The 21,743-nt window shown below is 67.2% G+C and carries 23 protein-coding genes; 11 read left to right on the top strand and 12 right to left on the bottom strand.

What is annotated here, in order from left to right; all coding sequences use genetic code 11:
• Positions 1-247 precede the first annotated feature (247 nt).
• The gene (gene rpsT / locus C0461_RS00115; protein ID WP_292102429.1) at positions 248-517 is read right to left on the bottom strand and encodes a 30S ribosomal protein S20; all 270 of its coding nucleotides are present in this window, start codon (positions 515-517) and stop codon (positions 248-250) included.
• Positions 518-626: 109 nt separating this feature from the next.
• The gene (locus C0461_RS00110) at positions 627-1,412 is read right to left on the bottom strand and encodes an enoyl-CoA hydratase (protein ID WP_292102426.1); all 786 of its coding nucleotides are present in this window, start codon (positions 1,410-1,412) and stop codon (positions 627-629) included.
• 164 nt (positions 1,413-1,576) lie between these two features.
• Between C0461_RS00110 and C0461_RS00105 the strand changes: the two genes are divergently transcribed.
• The 4 genes from C0461_RS00105 (at position 1,577) to folP (ending at position 4,676) form a co-directional block, all read left to right on the top strand.
• Complete coding sequence (locus C0461_RS00105) at positions 1,577-2,800, top strand: acyltransferase family protein (RefSeq protein ID WP_292102424.1); 1,224 nt, start codon at positions 1,577-1,579, stop codon at positions 2,798-2,800.
• Between the two features lie 59 nt (positions 2,801-2,859).
• The gene (locus tag C0461_RS00100) at positions 2,860-3,498 is read left to right on the top strand and encodes a hypothetical protein (RefSeq protein ID WP_292102420.1); all 639 of its coding nucleotides are present in this window, start codon (positions 2,860-2,862) and stop codon (positions 3,496-3,498) included.
• A gap of 3 nt (positions 3,499-3,501) precedes the next feature.
• Positions 3,502-3,804, top strand: coding sequence for a transcriptional regulator (locus C0461_RS00095; protein ID WP_292102418.1), 303 nt, complete (start codon positions 3,502-3,504; stop codon positions 3,802-3,804).
• Positions 3,805-3,887: 83 nt separating this feature from the next.
• Positions 3,888-4,676, top strand: a complete 789-nt coding sequence (folP, locus tag C0461_RS00090) for a dihydropteroate synthase (protein ID WP_292102726.1) — start codon at positions 3,888-3,890, stop codon at positions 4,674-4,676.
• Positions 4,677-4,682: 6 nt separating this feature from the next.
• Here the strand turns inward: folP and C0461_RS00085 are convergent, their stop codons facing one another.
• The 6 genes from C0461_RS00085 to C0461_RS00060 form a co-directional block, all read right to left on the bottom strand.
• On the bottom strand, positions 4,683-5,765 hold the full coding sequence (locus tag C0461_RS00085; protein ID WP_292102415.1) for a PA0069 family radical SAM protein: 1,083 nt from the start codon (positions 5,763-5,765) through the stop codon (positions 4,683-4,685).
• Between the two features lie 106 nt (positions 5,766-5,871).
• Positions 5,872-6,906: a hypothetical protein gene (locus C0461_RS00080; RefSeq protein ID WP_292102413.1), complete on the bottom strand. Its 1,035-nt coding sequence runs from the start codon at positions 6,904-6,906 to the stop codon at positions 5,872-5,874.
• Positions 6,907-7,039: 133 nt separating this feature from the next.
• On the bottom strand, positions 7,040-7,495 hold the full coding sequence (locus C0461_RS00075; RefSeq protein ID WP_292102411.1) for a peptidase S1: 456 nt from the start codon (positions 7,493-7,495) through the stop codon (positions 7,040-7,042).
• Between the two features lie 162 nt (positions 7,496-7,657).
• Positions 7,658-8,119, bottom strand: a complete 462-nt coding sequence (locus C0461_RS00070; protein WP_292102409.1) for a peptidase S1 — start codon at positions 8,117-8,119, stop codon at positions 7,658-7,660.
• A gap of 114 nt (positions 8,120-8,233) precedes the next feature.
• Positions 8,234-9,877, bottom strand: a complete 1,644-nt coding sequence (locus C0461_RS00065; RefSeq protein WP_292102407.1) for a lytic transglycosylase domain-containing protein — start codon at positions 9,875-9,877, stop codon at positions 8,234-8,236.
• Positions 9,878-9,992: 115 nt separating this feature from the next.
• Positions 9,993-10,781 (bottom strand): uracil-DNA glycosylase, encoded by a 789-nt coding sequence (locus C0461_RS00060; protein ID WP_292102405.1) that lies wholly within the window; start codon positions 10,779-10,781, stop codon positions 9,993-9,995.
• A 154-nt stretch (positions 10,782-10,935) separates the two neighbouring features.
• On the opposite strand from C0461_RS00060, the gene C0461_RS00055 reads away from it, so the two are divergent.
• The 7 genes from C0461_RS00055 (at position 10,936) to C0461_RS00025 (ending at position 20,018) form a co-directional block, all read left to right on the top strand.
• Entirely contained in the window at positions 10,936-12,618 is a 1,683-nt protein-coding gene (locus C0461_RS00055) for an electron transfer flavoprotein-ubiquinone oxidoreductase (protein WP_292102725.1), read from the top strand.
• 15 nt (positions 12,619-12,633) lie between these two features.
• Complete coding sequence (locus tag C0461_RS00050) at positions 12,634-14,400, top strand: tetratricopeptide repeat protein (protein WP_292102404.1); 1,767 nt, start codon at positions 12,634-12,636, stop codon at positions 14,398-14,400.
• A gap of 23 nt (positions 14,401-14,423) precedes the next feature.
• Positions 14,424-15,272: a 4-(cytidine 5'-diphospho)-2-C-methyl-D-erythritol kinase gene (locus C0461_RS00045; RefSeq protein ID WP_363377269.1), complete on the top strand. Its 849-nt coding sequence runs from the start codon at positions 14,424-14,426 to the stop codon at positions 15,270-15,272.
• 214 nt (positions 15,273-15,486) lie between these two features.
• The gene (locus C0461_RS00040) at positions 15,487-15,879 is read left to right on the top strand and encodes a hypothetical protein (RefSeq protein WP_292102400.1); all 393 of its coding nucleotides are present in this window, start codon (positions 15,487-15,489) and stop codon (positions 15,877-15,879) included.
• Positions 15,880-15,974: 95 nt separating this feature from the next.
• A complete protein-coding gene (locus tag C0461_RS00035) occupies positions 15,975-16,871 on the top strand; it encodes a glycine--tRNA ligase subunit alpha (RefSeq protein WP_292102398.1) in 897 nt (298 codons plus the stop codon).
• Positions 16,871-19,177 (top strand): glycine--tRNA ligase subunit beta, encoded by a 2,307-nt coding sequence (glyS, locus tag C0461_RS00030; RefSeq protein WP_292102396.1) that lies wholly within the window; start codon positions 16,871-16,873, stop codon positions 19,175-19,177. Before C0461_RS00035 ends, glyS begins: the two co-directional genes overlap by 1 nt.
• Before the next feature lie 142 nt (positions 19,178-19,319).
• Positions 19,320-20,018 carry a pirin family protein gene (locus C0461_RS00025; RefSeq protein WP_292102394.1) on the top strand — a complete coding sequence of 233 codons (699 nt, stop codon included), beginning with the start codon at positions 19,320-19,322 and terminating at the stop codon, positions 20,016-20,018.
• Here the strand turns inward: C0461_RS00025 and C0461_RS00020 are convergent.
• The 4 genes from C0461_RS00020 to C0461_RS00005 all read right to left on the bottom strand — a co-directional run.
• A complete protein-coding gene (locus C0461_RS00020; protein ID WP_292102391.1) occupies positions 20,015-20,965 on the bottom strand; it encodes an acetyl-CoA carboxylase carboxyltransferase subunit alpha in 951 nt (316 codons plus the stop codon). The two genes, C0461_RS00025 and C0461_RS00020, sit on opposite strands and share 4 nt — an antisense overlap.
• A gap of 72 nt (positions 20,966-21,037) precedes the next feature.
• Positions 21,038-21,232, bottom strand: a complete 195-nt coding sequence (locus C0461_RS00015) for a type II toxin-antitoxin system HicA family toxin (RefSeq protein ID WP_292102389.1) — start codon at positions 21,230-21,232, stop codon at positions 21,038-21,040.
• 58 nt (positions 21,233-21,290) lie between these two features.
• Positions 21,291-21,515, bottom strand: coding sequence for a DUF1902 domain-containing protein (locus tag C0461_RS00010; protein ID WP_292102387.1), 225 nt, complete (start codon positions 21,513-21,515; stop codon positions 21,291-21,293).
• Between the two features lie 17 nt (positions 21,516-21,532).
• A partial coding sequence (locus C0461_RS00005) for a tyrosine-type recombinase/integrase (RefSeq protein ID WP_292102385.1) occupies positions 21,533-21,743 on the bottom strand: 211 nt, incomplete at its 5' end.

Raw genomic sequence — 21,743 nt, 5'->3', positions numbered from 1 at the left:
TAGGCCCCAAAACTTACGCCCAGCGAGGGCGCCGTCAACGCTGATTCGCGGACCCGGATGCGGATAAATTGTTTGACTCCGCTAAGCGCCTCGCCCGCTTGGAGAAACGGATGATCCGCAGCACCGGCGGGTGCGGAATTTTTTATTGCAACTTAGCCGCACACGGCAAAACGCCGAAGGAGGGAACCCACCTTCGGCGTTGAAATGCTTGAATATTTACTGTGACGGCCCTGTGACGGGCCGTGATTCAGGCTGCGGCCAGCTTCTTCAGCTGGGCGTGCAGGCGCGACACCTTGCGGGCGCCGGTGTTCTTGTGGAACACGCCCTTTGACACCGCCCGCATCAGTTCCGACTGGGCGTCGAGGAAAGCCGTCCGGGCGGCCTCGACGTCACCGCCGGCGACGGCGGTGTCGAACTTCTTCAGGAAGGTGCGCACGCGGCTGCGGCGCGCCGTGTTCACTTCAGTCCGGGCGGCGATCTTGCGGATCGCCTTCTTGGCGCCGGGGTTGTTGGCCATTCGTCAAACCTTAACGTAAAGCGCCGCGGAGCACGTCCCCACGGCGCGGAAATCTCAAGAGGGCGGGCCTATAGCCGATGGCTGCGTGGGGGTCAACGCGACTCTGGACTCAGCGCCCTTTGAAATCGGGCTTCCGCTTGCCGACGAAGGCGGCCATGCCTTCCTTCTGGTCCTCGAAGGCGAACAGGCTGTGGAACAGCCGACGCTCGAAGCGCACCCCCTCGGTCAGGGTGCTCTCAAGGGCCACATTGACCATCTCCTTGTTGGCCATGACCGCCAGGGGGCTGTGGGCCGCGATCTTCGCTGCCGCCTCCCGCGCCTCGTCCAGCAGGCGCTCGCCCGGCACGACGCGGCTGACGAGCCCGGCGCGCTCCGCCTCGGCGGCGTCCATCATGCGGGCGGTCAGCATCATGTCCATGGCCCTGGACTTGCCCACAAGCCGGGTCAGGCGCTGGGAGCCGCCGATGCCCGGCGCCACGCCCAGATTGATCTCCGGCTGGCCGAACTTCGCCGTCTCCGAGGCGATGATGAAATCGCACAGCATGGCCAGCTCGCAGCCGCCGCCGAGGGCATAGCCGGACACCGCCGCGATGATCGGCTTTCTGAACCGGGTGATGCGGTCGTGCCCGGCGGCGAAGAAATTGTCGGTGAACATCTGGGCGTAGGACTGGTCCGCCATCTCCTTGATGTCGGCGCCGGCCGCAAAGGCCTTTTCCGAGCCGGTCAGGACGATGCAGCGCACCGCGTCGTCGCGCTCGACGCTGTCCAGAAAGGCCGTCAGATCGGCGAAGACCTGGCTGTTCAGGGCGTTCAGCGCCCCGGGCCGGTTCAGCGTTACGACCGCATAGCCGTCGTCGTGCCGCTCAATCAGCAGGGTTTCGTAGGTCTCGGCCATGGCGGGTCTCCCTTGTATGCGGGCCCCGTCTAGCGCGTCCCAAGGTCGGCTGGAAACTCTTGCCCACACCTTCCGCGCCCAAAAGAAACATCCACTAGAGAAAACAAGTTTGAAAAACAGACAAGTCTATGTCATCTGTGCGCTCATCCTCAGCGGAGACCGCCATGACCGTCCTGTCACCCGAACCCATAGACCGCCTGCACGGTCTTGACGCCCTCAGGGGTTTCGCCCTCCTGCTCGGCGTCGTGCTGCACGCGGCCATGGCTTATACGCCCATGCCCATGTGGGTGGTGGCGGATGGCCAGACGTCGCCCGTCGCCGGAGCGATGTTCTTCGGCATCCATCTTTTCCGCATGACCGCCTTCTTCCTGATCGCCGGGCTGTTCGCCCACATGATGATCGGGCGCAGGGGCGTCGGCGGTTTCCTCAGGAACCGACTGATCCGCATCGCCGGTCCGCTGGCGGCGTTCTGGGCTCCAACGCTCGCGGCCATCATCGCGGTGTTGATCTGGGTGGCTGTGATCAACAACGGCGGGACCATGCCCGAGGGGCCGCCCCCGCCGCCTCTCACTGTCCAGACCTTTCCCCTGACTCACCTGTGGTTCCTGTGGGTGCTGCTGATCCTCTACGCGGCCCTGCTGCTCCTGCGCGCGCCCTTCGCGGTCCTTGATCGTAACGGCGGTTGGGGCAGGGGGGTGGATCGCCTGACCGGCGCCCTGATCGGGTTCTGGACCCCCGTGGTGCTGGCCGCGCCCCTGGCTGTCGCCCTCTACCTGACGCCCAACTGGATTTCCTTCTTCGGCATCCCCACGCCCGATCACGGACTGGTCCCCAACCCCGCCGCCCTGACCGCGTTCGGCGTCGCCTTCGGCTTCGGGGCCCTGATTGATCGACGTCGTGACCTGCTGAACGGCGTCAGGAACCTCTGGGCGCCTTTCACCGTCATGGCTTTGGGGGCCGGAACCGCCGCCTTCATGCTCAGCGGCGGCGAGACGCCGAGCATGGTCCCGTTGGCCGATCCCCAGATCAAGGCCGGCATGGCCGCGCTCTACGCCTTCGCCGTCTATGCGAGCGCCCTGGCCGCCATGGCCCTGGCCCTGCGCTTCGCCTCGGGCGTCAGCGGCGTGCGCCGTTACCTGGCCGACGCCTCCTACTGGATCTACATCGTCCACCTGCCGCTGGTGATGGCGGGGCAGGTTCTGATGCTCGGTCTGGACTGGCCATGGTTCGCCAAGCTGGCCGCTGTCATCGCCGGGGTCACGGTCGTCTCGGTGTTCACCTACGAGCTGCTGATCCGCCACAGCTTCATGGGCCGCTGGCTGAACGGCCGCCGTGTGCCGTGGCGGCGTCCGGCCGCCCCTGTCGCCCCATCCGCGCCCGCTGAATGACTTGCCAAGCCATGTCCGCTCGTTCACCCCACCCTCTGGCCGCCACAGGAATCGCTCCCATGCCCGCGCCCCGGACCTCATCCGCTGAAGACGATCTGGCTTACCTCCGTTCCGTCATTACGGGCGGCGGGCCACAAGGGCATTTCACCATGGGCGTCGCCTATCTGGCGGGCGGCCTGCTGTACGGGGTGCAGTGTCTGTTTCACATCGGCCAGTCATGGGGCTGGATTCTGTGGCCGCCCGCACCGACCCTGGCTTTCATCATCGGCATAACCGTCGCCATGATCGCCGTGCTGATCTGGGCCTGGCGAAAGGACCGGAGACAGCCGCGCCCCGGCCCCGTAGTGACGCGCACCCTGAACGCGGCCTTCAGCGCCACGGGCATGGTCAATCTGGCGGTGATCGTGGTGTTCGGCGCCGGGGCCATGCGGGATCAGGATTTCGCCGTCTGGCTCTACTATCCGGCCATGGTCTTCGCCATCCAGGCGGCGGCGTGGTTCGTGGCGTGGAGCCTGCGCAAGAAGGCCTGGATGCTGGCGACCTGTCTGGGCGGCTGGGTCACGGCGATCGCGCTGGGCCTGCTTGTCCGCGAGCCGCTGCTTTACCTCTATGTCTCCACGGCGGCCCTGTTCCTGCTGTTCGCCGCGCCCGGCTGGATCATGCTGAGCGGAGCCCTGCGCGCGCGGGCGGCGGGCTGATCCATGGGGCTGCCCGATCTCGGACGCATCGACGAGATCATCCACGGTCGCATCCGGCTGGGGATCATGGTTTATCTGGCTGACGCCGAGGTGGCCGACTTCACCGAGCTCAAGACCGCGCTGGAAGCCACCCAGGGCAATCTGTCCATCCATCTGAAAAAGCTGGAGGAGGCGGGATACATCGCCATCGACAAGAGCTTTGTGAACAAGAAACCCCTGACACGCGTGCGCATCACCGCCGCCGGGCGTGATGCCTTCCAGTCCTATGTGGAGGCCATCGGCGCCCTGATCGGAGACAGGTCATGAGCGAATGGAGCTGGCTTGCCCGCCTCGGAGATGTCGTGTTCGGCGCGCGCGCGACCACCCCCTTGCATGGGCGGCTGCGCGTCATGGGTATCGTCAATGTGACGCCGGACAGCTTTTCCGACGGGGGCCGTCATGAGACCGTCGCGGCCGCCGTGGATCATGCGCTGGCCTTGCTGGACCAGGGCGCCGACGTGCTGGATATCGGCGGCGAAAGCACCCGTCCCGGCGCCGATCCTGTCAATGGGCTCGAGGAGATCGTCCGCGTCGTGCCGGTGGTCGAGGCCATCCGCGCCGAGCGGCCCGATGCGGTCATCAGCATCGACACCATGAAACCGGACGTAGCCCGCGCCGCGGTGGCCGCGGGCGCGACCATCTGGAACGATGTCACAGCGCTGACGCATCGGCCAGAAAGCGCCGTCCTGGCGGCCGAACTGGGCTGTGACGTCATCCTCATGCACATGAATGGGGAGCCGCGCACCATGCAGGCCGATCCCCGGTACGCCGACGTGGTGGCGGAGGTGCGCGACTGGCTGGCCGCGCGCGCCGAAGCGGCGATGGCGGCGGGGGTCGCGCGGGAACGGATCTGGCTCGATCCGGGCATCGGTTTCGGCAAGACGGCGGCGCATAACCTGGCCCTGACGGCGCATCTGGATCAACTGACAGCGCTGGGCTTTCCCGTCCTCTACGCCGCCAGCCGCAAGCGGACCATTCAAGTGGTCGATACGACCGCGACTGATCCCATGGACCGGATGGGCGGCTCCATTGCCCTGGCGCTGGAAGGCGCCAGACGCGGTGCGGCCATGGTCCGGGTCCACGACGTGCGCGAGACGGTCCAGGCGCTGAAGGTGCAGGCTGCGGTCGCCGGCGCTTGAGCCGGGTCAGCCGGCCAGGTCGAACAGGTCCAGCTGGCTGCGCGCTTCGGGCGGCACGCGGAACTGGCTGACGTCAAGCGCCCGGCGCGGCCTGTCCAGATGATACCGCTTCACCGCCGCCCGGAACCGCGCGGCGATCAGTTCGGCCACAGGCCCGGTCCCCTTCATGCGCTGACCCCAGTCCGGGTCATAATCGCGGCCGCCGCGCGTCTGGCGCACCAGCGACATGACCCGCTTCGCCCGGTCCGGCCGCGCCTCGGCCAGCCACTCCTGGAAAAGGGATTTGATCTCCAGCGGCAGGCGCAGGGTGACATACATGGCGCCGGTCGCTCCAGCCTTCTTCGCCGCCTCCAGCACCGCTTCCAGCTCATGGTCGTTGAGGCCGGGGATGACAGGCGCGAACCCCACTGTCACGGGCACCCCCACGTCCGCCAGGCGAGATACGGCCTCCAGCCGCTTCGCGGGCGTCGCCGCACGCGGCTCCATGGCGCGAGCCAGTTTGCGATCCAGAGTGGTGATGGACACCGTAGCGCTGACCAGCCCCTTTTCCGCCATCGGCCCCATGATGTCCGCGTCCCGCACGATCAGGGCCGACTTGGTGATGATGCTGAATGGGTGATTGAACCGCGCCAGCACCTCGATCAGCCCGCGCGTCACGCGGTGCTCGCGCTCCACCGGCTGATAGGGATCGGTGTTGCCGCCTATGTGGATGGGTTTGCAGACATACCGCCGGGCGCAGAGCTCCTGTTCCAGCAGACGCGGGCCTTCGGGCTTGAAGAAGAGCTTGCTCTCGAAATCCAGGCCCGGGGATAGGCCCATCCAGGCATGGGCCGGACGGGCGTAGCAGTAGATGCAGCCATGTTCGCAACCTCGATAAGGATTGATGGATCGGTCGAAGCCCACGTCAGGGCTGTCGTTTCGCGTGATGATCTTTCTGGCCCGCTCCGGGGCGAGGGTGGTTCGTAAGGGCGGGGCCGCCGCGTCCTCTCCGGTCCAGCCGTCATCGAAGTCTTCCTCGCGAAGGGTCTCGTATCGACCGGATGCATTGGACCTGGCCCCTCTGCCCTTGGTGACGCTGGTGGACGACATGGCGGCATCGTAGCGAGGAGATGGAACAAATCAAGAACATTCAGAGCATAAGAAAACCCGGCTCATGGCCGGGTTTTCAACGTTCATCTTGTTCAGACGTCGCGACTTACCAGCAGTCCGGGTCCTCCCAGTTCACATATTCGCAGTACTCATCGTCGCTCATGTCGTCGATGGATCGATGGGCCGTACTGACGTTGCCGATCAATTCGGAAATGCTGAGAGCCGCGCTGACCGTGCCCTGGGAATAGCGTCCCACCCAGATGTCATACCGCCCCGACTGGGCTGCAGTGGACGCGAACAGGGGATCCAAGCCGCCTGCGCCGTCATCGTTGCAGTACCACGAGCCCTCGGGGGCCCGCACCACAAGGGTGGTGTCCCCGTCCGAGCGGGCTGAGATAAGGAGCGGCAGGCCTCCCGAGCCGGCCCTCCACTCCAGCCGGGCCGTGGGCGCATCGCTGATGAAGCCGCGGCAGCTGGAACTGATGTCGCCCGCTGTGATGTTTCCGCCCGCAGTCACATTGAGAGTATGCGGATCCGGCACGAAGCCGGCGGCCAGGTTGATAACCCCGAAGCGGGGCGAAAGATGATAGTTCGGAGGACGGCCTGTCACCACGGCGCGAGCGGTTGGCGTCACCTGCCCGGAGGAGGAGGACTGCGAGCCGACATCGTCGTTGTTCAGCTCTGTGACCCGGAAGGTGGCGACGCCCCGGGCGTCCGAGAACGTTCCGATCCAGACATCATATCGGCCTGTCCGCGCGTTCCGCGCCTCGAACAGGGGATTAAGCCCGGCGCCGCCGTCGTCGTCGCAGTGCCAGGCCCCGGCGGGATCGCGCACCAGTATGGTGGGATCCCGGTCTGAATTGGCGGTGGTGAAGATGAGAGGCAGGGCGCCGCTTCCGCTCGACCAGTGCACGCTTACGGTCGGCGCTTCGGTGACATAACCCGAACAACCGGACTGGAAATTTCTGACCCGGATCGGCCCGCCCGTATTGACCCGCAGATCATGCGGATCGGGCAGGAACCCGCCGCTCAGATGGATATCGCCATGGAGCGGCCTCAGATTTGGGTCTGGCCATGCCTGCGCAACCGCATGCCCCGTCAACAGCAGTGTGAGCGCCGCCGCCCCCCATAAGCTCTTCATAGTCGTTCCCCTTGTTACACCGCGTTCCCGACGCGGTGTCCTGGCGACAGGCCCTCCCGGTCATCAAGATGCGATGGCCAGAACCGTTGGAAAACAAGAAAGGCCCGGCGCAGCGCCGGGCCTTTCCCGAAGCCTACTGAATCTCGGTGATCACCAGTGTGGCAGGCGCCGTTTGATCGCCGAAGGTGCCGATCCAGACATCGTACTGGCCGGTGGGCGCGTTCCGGAAGATCACGCGGGCGTTCAGGCTGCCGCCGCTGTCATCGTCGCAATGCCAGCGGCCGTCGGGGCCGTTGATGACTAAGGTGGTGTCACTGCTGGAGCGCGTTCTGAAAATGAGGGGCAGGCTGCCGCCCCCGTTCCAGTTCACCCGCACATCCGGCGCATTGGCGATGCGCCCGTTGCATCCGGACGCGGTGCGGCTGGCGTCGATCGTGCCGCCCGCCACGACCTCCACCGTGCGGGGATCCGGGGTGAAGCCGGCCGACAGGTTGACCGTGCCGAAGCTGGGCGACCGGGAGAAATCCTGCGCGACGGCCGGGGCGGAAACGAGCACGGCCACCGCCGCCAGACCAAGAATTTTTTTCATGTAAGAACCTCAAGCGATTTGAAGGAATGTCCGTTTGGAGGACAAGGCGAAGCTTACTAATGGAAGCTTGGCTTTAACACGAACGCCGCATTCACCCCTCATTCAGAATCAAAAAGGCCCGGCGCCTTTCGGTGCCGGGCCTCTCTGCTGCGCGGACGCGGATCAGTTGCTGTAGAGTTCCGAAATTGACAGGGTCGCCGACACATAGTCGCCGCCGTAGCTGCCGACCCAGATGTCGTACTGGCCGCTCATGGGGCTGCCGAAGCGCAGGGAGGGGTTGGTGCCCTCGCCGCTGTCATCGTCGCAGTACCAGCGGCCGTTCGGGGCGTTCACCACCAAGGTGGTGTCGCGCGAGGACGAGGCGGATATGATCAGCGGCAGATTGCCGCCGCCCGACCAGTGCAGACGCACGTCGGGCGCGTGCGAAATGTAGCCGTAGCAGCCCGAGAAGCGCTCGCTGGCGCGGATGGTGCCGCCGGCTGTTACGTTGACGTTGTACGGATCCGGCGTGAAGCCGGCCGACAGGCGGACCGTGCCCGCATGCGGGTTGGCGGAGTAATCCTGAGCCGCGACGGGCCCGGCGACGAGCAGCGCGGCAACAGCTACGCCAAGAAGGTTTTTCATGTTGAACCCCAGATAATCAGCCCCACGCGCACGGCGCGCGCTCTTCAGACAACGGCGATACTACACGCCGTTATCGTTCTGCAAAGCTGATTGAACGTGACGGGTGAGCCGCCGTCAGCGGGTCTCTGAGGACAAGCCGGAATCGAGAGCCCCGCCGGGCTGGGAGGGGACATGGTCCAGCGCCAGCGGGATATGCGTCGCGCCGGATGCGACTGCGTCGAGCGTGTTCAGCGGCCGGCCCATCATGCGCTGATAAATCCAGTAGGTGGCCACAACGTCTTCCACATAGGCGCGGGCCTGGGGCACGTCGATGGTCTCGATCAGCAGCAGGGGGTCCGGATTCGGTCCAAGCCGGCGCAGGGCGCCCAGCATTGGGCCGGGACCTGCGTTGTAGGAGGCGACCGCCCGCAGAAGATCCCCCTGGAACGCGCCCATGCTCAGCATGCGTGCGATGTAGGCTTGGCCCAGCCGCAGATTCACCGCCGGATTCCACAGACGCTGGGGATCACGCACGAAGCCGGGATCGCCGGCTAGTTCGGCGGCGGTGGTCGGCATGACCTGCATGATGCCGTAGGCGCCCACCGAGCTGCGGGCCTGGGGCTCGAAGCCGCTTTCCTTGCGCGCGATCGCGTAGACCAGCGCCCGTTCGATGGTGAAGCCGCCCTCGGGCTCCAGCACCGGCATGGGATAGGCGTTGGCGTCGATGCGGGCGGCGGAGGACAGCCCCCGCCGGGGCGCCAGTCCCCGCGCCAATGCGGCCCAGAGGGTTCGGTCGTCATCCGACGCCCGGCGCAGGCCGTTTCTCAGTTCCGTCTGGGCTTCCTCGGGTCGGCCCAGTTCATGGAAGGCCACGGCGCGCCGAGCCTGGTCGTTGGAGGCCACGAAAGCCGCCAGGGCGTCCGCCTCGACCGCCATGGGCTCGGGCGCACGGTCCGCAGCCGCGATCACCGCCATGTAGGGTTGGGGGCCCAGATTCTCGATCACCGGGTCTTCACCCAATTGCCGAAGGGCGATCTGACCGTAGAACGTGGCGGGCCAGCGACCGGCCAGACGCAGATACTCCTGCACCCGGTCCTGCCGTCCCGACGCATAGGCCGCTCGGCTGGCCCAGAAGGCGCCGCCGGAACGGACCCACGGATCCTCCAGAGGGTCCAGGGCCACGATCTCGAACTCGGAGAAGGCTTCGGCTAAGCGGCCCATGCGCCAGGCGGCCAGACCGGCCGTCCAGTGATCGCCGAGGGCGATCCCCAGCTCATAGGCGCGGGGCAGGTCGTCGGCGTTGAGGGCGATGCGCGCCTCGCGCGGGCCCGGTGGCGTGAAAATGTCCTGCCCGACAGCCTCACCCCCCGCCGCCTGAATGCTCGCCCAGTTGCGCAAGGAAGCCATTACGCCCGGACGCCGGGGCTCGGGGGCGCCGTCCGGGCGTCTGCGCAGGGCGAGGGCGTAGACGCGGGGTGCAGGCGACAGGTCGGCATAGGACTCCAACCACGCCGAGAGCTCCTCATAGGTGGCGGAGTGGTTGGCGTGGAACAGCCGTTCGAACTCCAGTTGGCCCAGGAGCACCCGATCCTGAATGTCGCGCGCCATCTCGCGGGCGGCGTCCAGTTGGCCCCTGCGCAGGGCGTCGAAGGCGGTGGTGTACGACAGGCGGTCCGAATCGCTCAGGGCACGGGGCACCTGGGCCATGCCCGCGCCCGCGCCAGCAAGCGCGGCGATGAATGTCAGCGCGCCAAGGACGCGACGGCTTGTCCGCTTCATGGCGGCCCCTCCGGAATGGCTCGACCTGTCTCGATTCAGGTCGCCCCCTACGCACACGGTCAGTCGTCAGGCCGCTTTCGTGCCAGCGTGGTGGGGCCGCTTCAAGGCGAAAGGGTTAATCCGGCGTCTCCAGTTTCGCCGCCAGGTCCAGCACGTCGGCCCAGGCCATGCGCTTGGCCATGGGCTGGCGCAGAAGGAACGCCGGGTGCAGGGTCGGCAAGACAGGGGCCGCCACGCCGCCTTCGTTGAGGCGCCATTCGCGCCACTGGCCGCGCATTTTCATGATGCCCTCGTCGGTCTTCAGCACCGATTTGGCCGCCGCCGCCCCCAGCAGAAGCACGGCCTTCGGCTGGATCAGGGCGAAGGCCCGCTCCACGAAGGGAGCGCAGACCATCTGCTCCTGCGGCGTCGGGGTGCGGTTGCCGGGCGGACGCCAGAACACCGTGTTGGTGATGAACACCTTGTCCAGGAGGCCCGCGGCGTCGAGCATCCGGTCCAGCAGCTTGCCCGCCCGGCCCACGAAGGGCGCCCCTTGTGCGTCCTCGTCCGCGCCGGGGCCTTCGCCGATAACCAGTATGGGCGCCTTGGGATCGCCCCGGGCGAACACGGCCTGGCTGGCCCCCATGTCGCGCAGGGGGCAGCCGGTGAAGGCGGCGATGGCCTCCTTCAGGGCGTCCAGATCGGCGGTCTCAGCCGCCAGACGGCGCGCCTCGCTGACCGCGCCGCCGAAATCCGTCGGGATCGAGACCGAAGCAACGGCTTTCAGCGTCGCCTTCTGTTCGAGCGGGGCGGGCAGGAAGGTGCGATCAACGGGCGCCTCCTCGAAGCACGCATCGACGCCCGCATCCCGCCAGAAGGCGAGCAGGCTTTCGGTCGCAGCGATTTCCGGGTTGAGCACGTTCATGGTTCAAGGACAGGGATAGTCCTTGACCACCGTCACGTCACCTTCGGATAGTGGTTCAAACCCATAAGAAACGAGGATTCAGGGGAACATGGCTGAGGATATCGTCGAAGGCGGCGCGAAAAACAAAGCTGAGGAAGCGGCCATCGGCGGCGGGCTGGGCGCAGACGCCGAGCGCGAGGTCATGGAATATGACGTGGTCATCGTCGGCGCCGGACCGGCGGGCCTGGCCTCGGCCATCCGCCTGAAGCAGCGTGCGGAGAAGGAAGGGCGCGAGCTGAGCGTGGCCGTGCTGGAAAAGGGCTCGGAGGTCGGCGCCCATATCCTGTCGGGCGCGGTGATCGATCCCTCGGGCCTCAGTCAGCTGTTCCCCGACTGGAAGGAGCGTGGCGCGCCCCTGGACACGCCGGTGACGAAGGACAAATTTCTCGTTCTGGGCCCACAGGGCGACGTCGACATCACCTGGCTGCCCCAGCCGAAATACATGAAGAACCACGGCTGCTACATCGGCTCTCTGGCCAATCTGACCCGCTGGCTGGCCGAACAGGCCGAGGCGCTGGGGGTCGAGGTCTATCCCGGCATGGCCGCCAGCCATGTGGTCTGGGACGAGCCCTCTGGCCGGGTGAAGGGCGTGGTGGCCGGCGTGTTCGGCATTGATCGCGAGGGCAGGAAGACCGACGATTATCAGCCTGGCATCGCGCTGCACGGCAAGTATGTCTTCATTGGCGAAGGCGTGCGCGGCTCGCTAGCCAAGACCATCATGGCCCGCCACAATCTGTGCGACGAGGCCGAGCCCCAGAAGTTCGGTATCGGTCTGAAGGAACTGTGGCAGGTTCCGGCCGAGAAGCACCAGCCCGGTCTGGCCCAGCACACCTTGGGATGGCCGCTGGATGACAAGACCGGCGGCGGCTCGTTCCTCTATCACTTCGGCGATCGCTATGTGGCCGTCGGCTTCGTGGTGCACCTGAACTACAAGAACCCTTTCCTGTCGCCCTTCGACGAGTTCCAGCGCTTCAAGACCCATCCGGCCATCGCCGAGCATCTGGAGGGGGGCGAGCGCATTTCCTACGGCGCGCGGGCCATCACCGAGGGCGGTTATCAGTCCGTGCCGAAGCTGGCCTTTCCCGGCGGTGTGCTGGTGGGCTGTTCGGCCGGCTTCGTGAACGTGCCGCGCATCAAGGGCAGCCACAATGCGGTGCGGTCAGGGATTCTGGCCGCCGACGCTGCCTTTGAAGCCATCGCCGCGGGCCGGTCTGGCGACGAACTGGTGGAGTATCAGGCCGCCTATGAGGCTTCGGATATCGCGAAGGAGCTCAGGCTCGTCCGCAACGTGAAGCCGCTTCTGTCTAAATACGGCGCCACGTTGGGCACACTGCTGGGCGGCATCGACATGCAGATCACCTCCCTGTTCAGGGGCTGGTCGCCCTGGGGCACGGTCAAGCACGGTAAGACGGACGCCGAATCCACCGGCAAGGCTAAGGATTACAAGCCGATCGTCTATCCTAGGCCGGACGGGAAACTGAGCTTCGACAAGCTGTCGTCGGTGTTCATCTCCAACACCAACCATGCCGAGGAGCAGCCCGCCCACCTGCGGCTGAAGGACCCCTCCATCCCTATCCGGGTCAATCTGCCCGAATATGGAGAGCCCGCACGGCTTTATTGTCCCGCAGGCGTCTATGAGGTGGTGTATGCGGACGAGACGAACCGCACAGATCCGCGTTTCGTCATCAACGCCCAGAACTGCGTCCACTGCAAAACCTGCGACATCAAGGACCCGTCGCAGAATATCGTCTGGACCACGCCTGAAGGCGGCGGCGGCCCCAATTATCCCAATATGTAAGGCGATCCTCGCACCATGACGCGCACCCTGACCGCCGCGGCGCTCGCCGCCCTGATCGCCGCCGCCACGCCCGCCGTGGCCGAACCGCTGCAGGTGGCGGGGCCGGTTCGTTTCGTCGACTTCAGCGACGTGCCGGTGGATGCGCGGGGCCGCTCCAGCTACGGCCTGTTCCTGGCCGGGCGAAACGCCATGGCCCTGGGCGAAAGCAGCACAGGCGCCGACTATCTGGCGGCTGCCCAGGCAGCCGAACCGGATCAGACGCGTCTGAGGGATCAGGCCTTCACCTCGGCTCTGCTCGCCGGTGACCTTGATGTGGCCGCGCGACTGTCGCCCAGCGGCGAAGGTGTCAGCTCCACCGTGGCCGAGGCGGGGCGGCTGGTCTCCGTGGTGCGCGCTTACGGGGCCGGCGACGCCCGACAGGCAAACGCCGTGCTGACGCAGCAGCCCATTGGCTTCCCCCATGCCCGCGCCGGGCTGTTCGTGCAGCCCTGGATCGCCGCCGCAGCCGGGGACTGGGACCGCGCCCTGGCTGAGCCGCCGGCAGGCGCCGACCCTCTGGCGCGCCTGTTCGCCCGTTATCACCGGGCCCTGTTGCTGGAGCAGCGCCGGGACTATGCGGCAGCCGAATCGATCCTGAGCGAGCTGGCGGGGGCCGCGCCGACCGCGCCGCTTTTCCGCACCGCCTATGGAGAGTTCCTGGAGCGGCGCGGGCGGCGGGACGAGGCCGTGGCCGTGTTCGACGCCGCCATCGAAGCCGGCGCCACCGACCTGACCACCCGTCTGGCCCGGGACAGGGCCGCCTCGCGCGCCCGCCCCATCCCGGCCCCCACCCTGCGCGAAGGCGCGGCCCTGGGTCTCGGGGCTGCGGCCGCGGCCGCTCTCGCCGAACAGAACAATGAGTTCGCCGCCGTCTATCTGCGCCTGGCTCTGGGGCTGGATGCGAACGACCAGACCCGTCTCCTGCTGGGCCAGACGCTTCAGGATGCCGGCCTGACCACCGCCGCCCGGGCGACCTTCGCCGAAATCGGCAGGGACGAACCGATCCTGTATGCGGCGGCCCGTCAGCAAATGGCCTGGAGCTACCAGGAGGATGACCGGGACGAGGACGCACTGATCCATGCCCGTGAAGCCCTGAGCGCGGCCCCGGAAGACCCGCAGGCGGTCTATGGTCTTGCTGGGTTACTGACGTCGCAGGAGCGGTATCAGGAGGCGCTGGAGCTGCTGAACGGCCCGGCGCTGAACACCGGCGAGCAATCCTGGCAGGTGCGCTTCACTCGCGGGGCCGTCTATGAATCCCTGGGCCGTTTCGAGGAGGCCGAGGCTGAGCTGTGGGCCGCCCTGCAGGACGAACCGGATAACGCCGAGGTGCTGAACTACCTGGGTTACATGTGGGTCGACAGCGGCCAGAGGGTGCATCAGGGCGCCGAGATGATCGCCCGGGCCGTGGCGGCTGAACCGGACTCGGGGCACATCCAGGACTCGCTGGGCTGGGCCCAGTATCGTCAGGGCCAGTTCGAGGCGGCGGTCGAGACCCTCGAGTTGGCCGTGTCGCTGGAGCCGGGCAACGCGGTCATCAATGACCATCTGGGCGACGCCTACTGGCAGGTGGGCCGTCGGCGCGAGGCCGAATTCCAGTGGAGCCGGGCGCTGAGTCTGGCCCCGGAGCCGGATCTGCGCGCCCAGGTCGAGGCCAAGCTGGAGCGCGGGCTCGGCGCCGTTCAGTCCGTCAGCGCCGTCGCCCGCGCCGACAACGGTCAGGTCGCCGACCCCGTTAATCCGTGACCCCCGGCGAACCAGCCTGGAGGCTGGCCCCGGCCAAGGTGAACCTGTTTCTGCACGTGGGACCGCCCGGCGCTGACGGCTATCACCCGCTGGTCAGCCTGGCGGTGTTCGCCGATGTGGGCGATCGGGTGTCGGTGACGCGTGCCGACACCTTTCGGTTTAAGACCGCCGGTCCCTTCGCGGCGCGCATCAATGGCGGACCGAACCTGATCGAGACCGGGCTGGACGCCATGGCGAACGCCGTGGGGCGGGACCGCCTGCCGGTTCATGTGCAGCTCGACAAGCGCCTGCCGGTTGCAGCGGGTCTCGGCGGCGGGTCGTCGGACGCGGCGACGGCCATGAAGGCGGCCCGGGATGTGCTGGGTCTCGATCTGGATGACACCGCTTTGACGCGGATCGCCGAGCCGCTGGGCGCCGACATGGCTATGTGTCTGGCCGCCCGGCCCGTGATCGCCCGGGGCAGGGGAGAGGTCCTGAGCCCTGCGCCATCCCTGCCGGATATCCACGCCGTGTTGTTGAACCCGGGCGTGCCGTCGCCCACGGGCGCGGTCTACCGGGCCTATGACGAAGCGCCCCGCCCGGCGGCGGACGCGCCGGACATGTCTGCCGGGCTCGCCTCGACCGCCGAACTGGTGGACTGGCTCGAGAGGACGCGCAACGATCTGGAGACGCCCGCCATCGGGCTCACGCCCCTGATCGGAACGGCGCTGGAAGTGGCGGCTTCGGCGCCGGGGACCCTTCTGGCGCGGGTCACTGGATCCGGGGCCACGGTCTTTGCCCTGTTCGAAACGGCGGAGGCTGCGCGATCGGCCGCTGACGCCCTGTCGCAAGCCCGTCCGGACTGGTGGGCGGCATCCTGTCGCCTCACCTGAAGTCGCGCTTTGCCCCGAAATGACCCCAGCCTTTCGGGGAACAGAGAGCCCTGCTCCCGGATTGTCTTCTCAAGAAGTCGGGAACCGCGCCGTCCGGGCCTCGCCCAGGCGGCTATACTGGAGAGGACGACCAATGTTTCGCATGCGCCTTATGACGGCCGGCGCGGCGGCGGCTCTGTTGATGGCCCCGGCAGCTATGGCTCAGGATCAATCCGTGACGCCGCCCCCGGCGGACGACGCCGCCGAAACGCCCGGCGAGAACGCCGTGCCCTATGACACGGTCCAGGACGAGGGTTGGAGCGAGCCCGACGCCGCGCCGCCCGCGGGCGAGGACTCCATGGAGACCGAAACAGACGATGCGGACCCCATGGCCCCGCGCCCTGATCCGGCCATGCCGGTCGAGCCGATGTATGCGCCCACCGACATGGATGCGCCGACGCCGGATCCGCTGAACCCGACGCCCGCTGATCCTGTGGACACGCCCATGGCCGATCCCCTGGAGCCCCCGGCCGACAGCACTGTTCCGCCGCCGCCGATCGATCCGGCGCCGGACGCGGCAGAGGATGACCTCATGGACCTCATGGACCCCATGCCCCCGGGCGTCTGATCCCCGGCATCCGGCATTGATGCACAAGGCGGCGGGCCCTATGGTCCGCCGTCTTTTTTCGCGCCCGCGAAATGCCCGCAAATCCGGATACGGCCTTGTCTTCCAGGACGACTGAACCGCTGAGTTTCCAGGATCTGATCCTGACCCTGCACGCCTACTGGAGCGAGAAGGGCTGCGCGATCCTGCAGCCCTACGACATCGAGGTGGGCGCCGGCACCCTGCACCCGGCCACGGTGCTGCGCGCCCTGGGCCCGCGCCCGTGGAAGGCCGCCTACGTCCAGCCCAGCCGCCGCCCCGGCGACGGCCGCTATGGCGAAAATCCCAACCGGCTCCAGCATTATTACCAGTACCAAGTTATTCTGAAGCCGAATCCGGACGATCTGCAGGATCTGTATCTGGAGAGCCTGAAGCGGATCGGGATCGATCCGAAGCTGCACGACATCCGCTTCGTGGAGGACGACTGGGAGAACCCCACGGTGGGCGCCTGGGGGCTGGGCTGGGAGGTCTGGTGCGACGGGATGGAGGTGACGCAGTTCACCTATTTCCAGGGCGTCGGCGGCATCGAGGTGGACGTGGTGTCGGGCGAGCTGACCTACGGGCTGGAGCGACTGGCCATGTATGTGCAGGGCGTCGACAACGTCTATGACCTGCGCTTCAACAACGACGGCGTCACCTATGGCGAGGTGTTTCTGGAGAACGAGCGCCAGCAGTCGGAGGCCAATTTCCACGGCTATGACGTAGACGGGCTGAAGCGCCGGTTCGAGGACATGGTGGCGGAGGTGACACGCTTCCTGGCCATGACCGGGCCGCAGGGGCAGGCGCTGGTGCTGCCCGCCTATGACCAGGTGCTGAAGGCCAGCCACCTGTTCAACCTGATGGACGCCCGCGGCGCCATCGCCGTGGCCGAACGGCAGAGCTACATCGGCCGCATCCGGGACCTGTGCAAGGCGTGCGCTGTCGCTTACGTCGAACAAGAGCGGAAGACCGCCTGATGCCCCAGCTTCTTCTTGAAATCTTCTCCGAGGAAATCCCTGCGCGGATGCAGGCGGGGGGCGCGCGGGATCTGGAACGGCTGGTGAGTGACCGGCTGAAGGCCGAGGGGCTGTCGTGGGACGCGCTGACGACCTTCGCCGGGCCGCGCCGGCTGACGCTGGTGATCGAGGGCCTGCCGACGGCGACGCCGGACCGGGACGAGGAGCTGAAGGGCCCCAAGGCCTCGGCGCCGCCGCAGGCGCTGGAGGGCTTTCTGAGGAAAACCGGCCTGACCCGCGAGCAGCTGGAGGAGCGCGACGGGGTGCTCTACGCCCGCGTTCAGGAGAGCGGCCGGGCGACCACCGAGGTGGTGGCCGAGACGGTGGATGCGGTGGTGCGCGCCTTCCCCTGGCCCAAGTCCATGCGGTGGGGGTCGGGGACCCTGCGCTGGGTGCGGCCCATCAAGCGCATCCTGTGCCTGTTCGACGGCAAGGTGGTCCCGTTCGCCATCGACGGCATCGAGGCTCATGACATCACCGAGGGGCACCGGTTCCTGGGGACGGGCCGGGGTCTGAAGATCCGCGACTTCGCCGACTATCGCCGCCAGCTGCAGGACAATTTCGTCATGCTGGACGTGGCGGACCGCAAGCTGCGCATTCTGGAGCAGGCCAAGGCCGTGTGCGCGGCCAAGGGTCTGGCGCTGGTGGATGACGACGGTCTGCTGGACGAGGTGGCGGGGCTGGCCGAATGGCCGACGCCGATCCTGGGCGACATGGACCCTCAGTTCCTGGACCTGCCGCCCGAGGTGGTGCGCCTGTCCATGAAGGTGCACCAGAAATATTTCGCGGTCCGCGACCCGGCAAAGGATGGTCTGGCGCCCCACTTCGTGGTGGTGGCCAATGTGGAGGCGACCGACGGGGGCAAGGCGCTGGCGGCGGGCAATTCCCGCGTGCTGTCGGCCCGCCTGAACGACGCCCGCTTCTTCTGGGACGAGGACCGCAAGGTGGGCTTCGACGCCTGGCTGGGGAAGCTGAAGGGCGTCACCTTCCATGCGAAGCTGGGCACCCTGGCCGAGCGGGTCGACCGCATCGCCGCCCTGGCCCGCGAGATCGCGCCGCTGGTGGGCGCTGACCCGGATCAGGCCGAACAGGCCGCGCGCCTGGCCAAGGCCGATCTGGCCAGCGGCATGGTGGGCGAGTTCCCCGAGCTGCAGGGCGTCATGGGCGGCTATTACGCTCGGGCCGAGCATGGCGACGCCATCGCCGACGCCATTCGCGACCACTACAAGCCGCAGGGGCCGGGGGACACGGTTCCGACCGCGCCGCTGACGGTGGCGGTGGCGCTGGCCGACAAGCTGGACACCCTGGTCGGCTTCTTCGCCATCAACGAGAAGCCCACGGGATCCAAGGACCCGTTCGCCCTGCGCCGGGCGGCGCTGGGGGTTATCCGGCTGGTGCTGGAGAGTGGGGCACGCCTTCGTCTAAAAGCCGTCGTTGAAAAGGCGCAGCCGCGAACATACTGGCGCGACAGCCTTATGATGCGCCTTCTCCAGCGGCACCCTACTGAAGACTACCTAATCTATCCCGAGTTCTGGGAGGACTATCACGGCCCCTACATTGATGAGCAGGGCGACGAGGACTGGCGCTTCGATATCTGGTCCTTCCCGTCCGACGCTGACGTGCTTGTGGTTGCCGATTGGATCAGACCCGACATGGCCAGTGAGCGGCTGATGGTCATTAACAGTCCAGATTTCTTCAAGAGCGCGGAACGGCCAGAAACTATCTTATCGGCCCAGACGACCGCACGAGACCTCCTCGCCTTCTTCGCTGACCGCCTGAAGGTGCTCCTGCGCGATCAGGGGCAGCGGCACGATCTGGTGGACGCCGTCTTCGCGTTGGGCGACGACGACCTCGTCCGCATCGTGCGCCGCGTCGAGGCGCTCGGCGCTTTCCTCGCCACGGACGACGGGGCCAATCTGCTGGCGGGGTACAAGCGGGCGTCCAACATCCTGAAGGCCGAGGCCAAGAAGGGGGATGTGCCCACGGGCATGGTCCAGACCGGCCTGCCGAGCCAGCCGGAGGAAGAGACGGCGCTGGCCTTCGCCGTGGGCGCGGCCCGGACGGCGGTGGATGCGGCGCTGGAGACCGAGGACTTCGCCGCGGCCATGACGGCGCTGAGCAAGCTGCGGGCGCCGGTGGACGCCTTCTTCGACAAGGTGATGGTGAACTCGGACGTGGCGGCGGAGCGGGACAACCGGCTCAAGCTGCTGGGCCAGGTGCGCGACGTCATGGGCCGGGTGGCCGACTTCGGGCAGGTGACGGGCTAGATTGCTTTTGTAGCGGGACGCCTTGAAACGACGGTGCCAGGCCTGACGCTGATCAGTAACAATATGTGTGCCAGTTAGGACTTTCCCTCGCGTCCGCCGCGCCTATCTGAGCGTCAACATCCACCCCTGGAGGGAGACCATCATGATCGAGCGCAGACCGTTCGACAGCCTGGGCGGCGCCGACCACGGCTGGCTCAAGGCCAAACACCATTTCTCGTTCGCCAGCTATTTCGACCCGAACCGGGTGCAGTGGGGCAACCTGCGCGTCTGGAACGACGACGAGATCGCGGCGGGCTCGGGCTTTCCGCCCCACCCGCACGCCGATATGGAGATCATCACCTATGTCCGCGACGGCGCCATCACCCACGAGGACAGCCTGGGCAACAAGGGCCGCACCGAGGCCGGCGACGTCCAGGTGATGAGCGCGGGCACCGGCATCCGTCACGCCGAGTACAATGCGGAGCCGGAGACCACCCGGATCTTCCAGATCTGGATTCTGCCCACCCGTCAGGGCGAAAAGCCCGCCTGGGGCGCCAAGCCGTTCCCCAAGGGCGACCGCGCCGGCCAGTTCGTGGTGCTGGCTTCCGGTTTCGACGATGACGCCGACGCCCTGCCGATCCGCACCGATGCGCGGGTGGTGGGCGCGACCCTGAAGGCGGGCGAGAGCGCCGACTATCCGCTGGGGGCGGCCCGGCGCGGCTATCTGGTTCCGGCCAAGGGCGAGGTGGAGGTCAACGGCGTCCGTCTGAACGCCCGCGACGGCGCGGCCATCACCGATGAAGACGTCATCACGGTGAAGGCGTTGGGCGACGCGGAAATCGTCCTGGTGGACGCCGCCTAGAACCTGCCGATGGCGTAGAAGCGCTCGGCGCGCTGGGCTTTCAGCGCGTCGGGCGTCATCGCCGTCAGCGCCTTCAACTCTTCCTCGAGCACGTCGCCCACCGTCTGGATGGCGGCTGCGGGATCGGCATGGGCGCCGCCCAGGGGTTCGGGGATCAGGCGGTCGACGATCTTGAGGTCGATCAGGTCCGGGCCGGTGATCTTCATGGCCGCGGCCGCGTCCTTCGCCCGTGCGCCGTCGCGCCACAGGATGGAGGCCGCGCCCTCGGGCGAGATCACCGAATAGATGGAGTGCTCCAGCATCAGGACCCGGTTGGCGGCCGCCAGCGCAATGGCGCCGCCCGATCCGCCCTCGCCGGTGACCGTGGCGATCATGGGCGTGCCCAGGGTCAGGCCCCGCTCGGTGGAGCGGGCGATGGCCTCGGCCTGGCCGCGCTCCTCTGCGCCCAGCCCGGGATAGGCCCCGGCGGTGTCTACGAAGGTGAGCACCGGCAGGCCGAACTGTTCGGCCATGTCCATCAGGCGCACCGCCTTGCGGTAGCCCTCGGGCCGGGCCATGCCGAAATTGTGGGTCAGGCGGCTGGCGGTGTCGTGACCTTTTTCGTGGCCCATGACCACGCAGGCCTGGCCCCGGAAGCGGCCGAGACCGCCGATGATGGCCTGATCGTCGCTGAATTTGCGGTCGCCGTGCAGTTCGGTGAAGTCGGTGAACAGGCCCGCCAGATAGTCGCCCAGATGCGGGCGTTGGGGGTGGCGCGCCACCTGGGTCTTCCGCCACGGGTCCAGCTCGGCGTAGGTCTTCTTGCGGAGTTGCTCCGCCTTTTTCCGCAGTCCGGCCACCTCGGTCTCGAACGAGCCGGCGGATTCGGACAGCAGGCTCAGCTCCTCGATCTTGGCTTCAAGCTCGGCGATCGGCTTTTCAAAATCGAGGTAGTGACGGGCGGCCATGGATGTCCGGTGGGCGGCTGATCGGGAAGCGGCGGAACCTAGAGCCGTCAACGCGCGCGGGCAAGCACGGGTTCAGAAGGTCTTGGGCAAGCCCGCCTGCTTGAGAATGCCGTTGGCGGTATGTCGGCTCTTGGAGCGCGGAACCAGCAGGGCGTGCGCCTGATCGGGGTGTCGCCACTTCTCATGGCTGCCCTTGCCGCCGGAGACGGGGCCCCATCCGGCCTCCCGGAGCAGACGGCTCAGTTCAGGGTAGAAGTCCTTGGGCATGTTGGCGCTCCGGTCAGGGCGCCATCATCGACTGGCCAAGCCAGGCGACAACGCACACTCAGGCGGCGACGACGTCAAAGCCGCCTTCCGCTTCGAACCGGATCGGTACGGGACCCTGCACGCCCATGTTCTCCGCCAGAAGCTCGGGCGCGAAGTGGCGGGCCAGGGATTCGAATTCGGACAGGGTCGCGGTCTCAAGCACGAGGCCCAGAATGTTGGACTCGCTGCACCAGACGCCTGCCTCGGCGTCCCATATCGCCTTGACGTAGAAGGACTGGGCCATGACGGAAATATGCGCGCCTAATCCCCCTTCGCCAAGGGGTGCTTGCTGGTCATGACCTGGGTCAGGCGGTCGGTGGCCACGTGGGTGTAGATCTGGGTGGTGGCGATGTCGGCGTGGCCCAGCAGGGTCTGGACGATGCGCAGGTCCGCGCCGCCTTCCAGCAGGTGGGTGGCGAAGGCGTGGCGCAGGACGTGGGGACTGACCCGGGCCGGGTCGATCCCGGCGTCC

Source organism: Brevundimonas sp., assembly GCF_013823285.1.
In the GTDB taxonomy this organism is placed as follows: domain Bacteria; phylum Pseudomonadota; class Alphaproteobacteria; order Caulobacterales; family Caulobacteraceae; genus Brevundimonas.
This window is presented reverse-complemented; position numbering and strand designations above follow the sequence as displayed.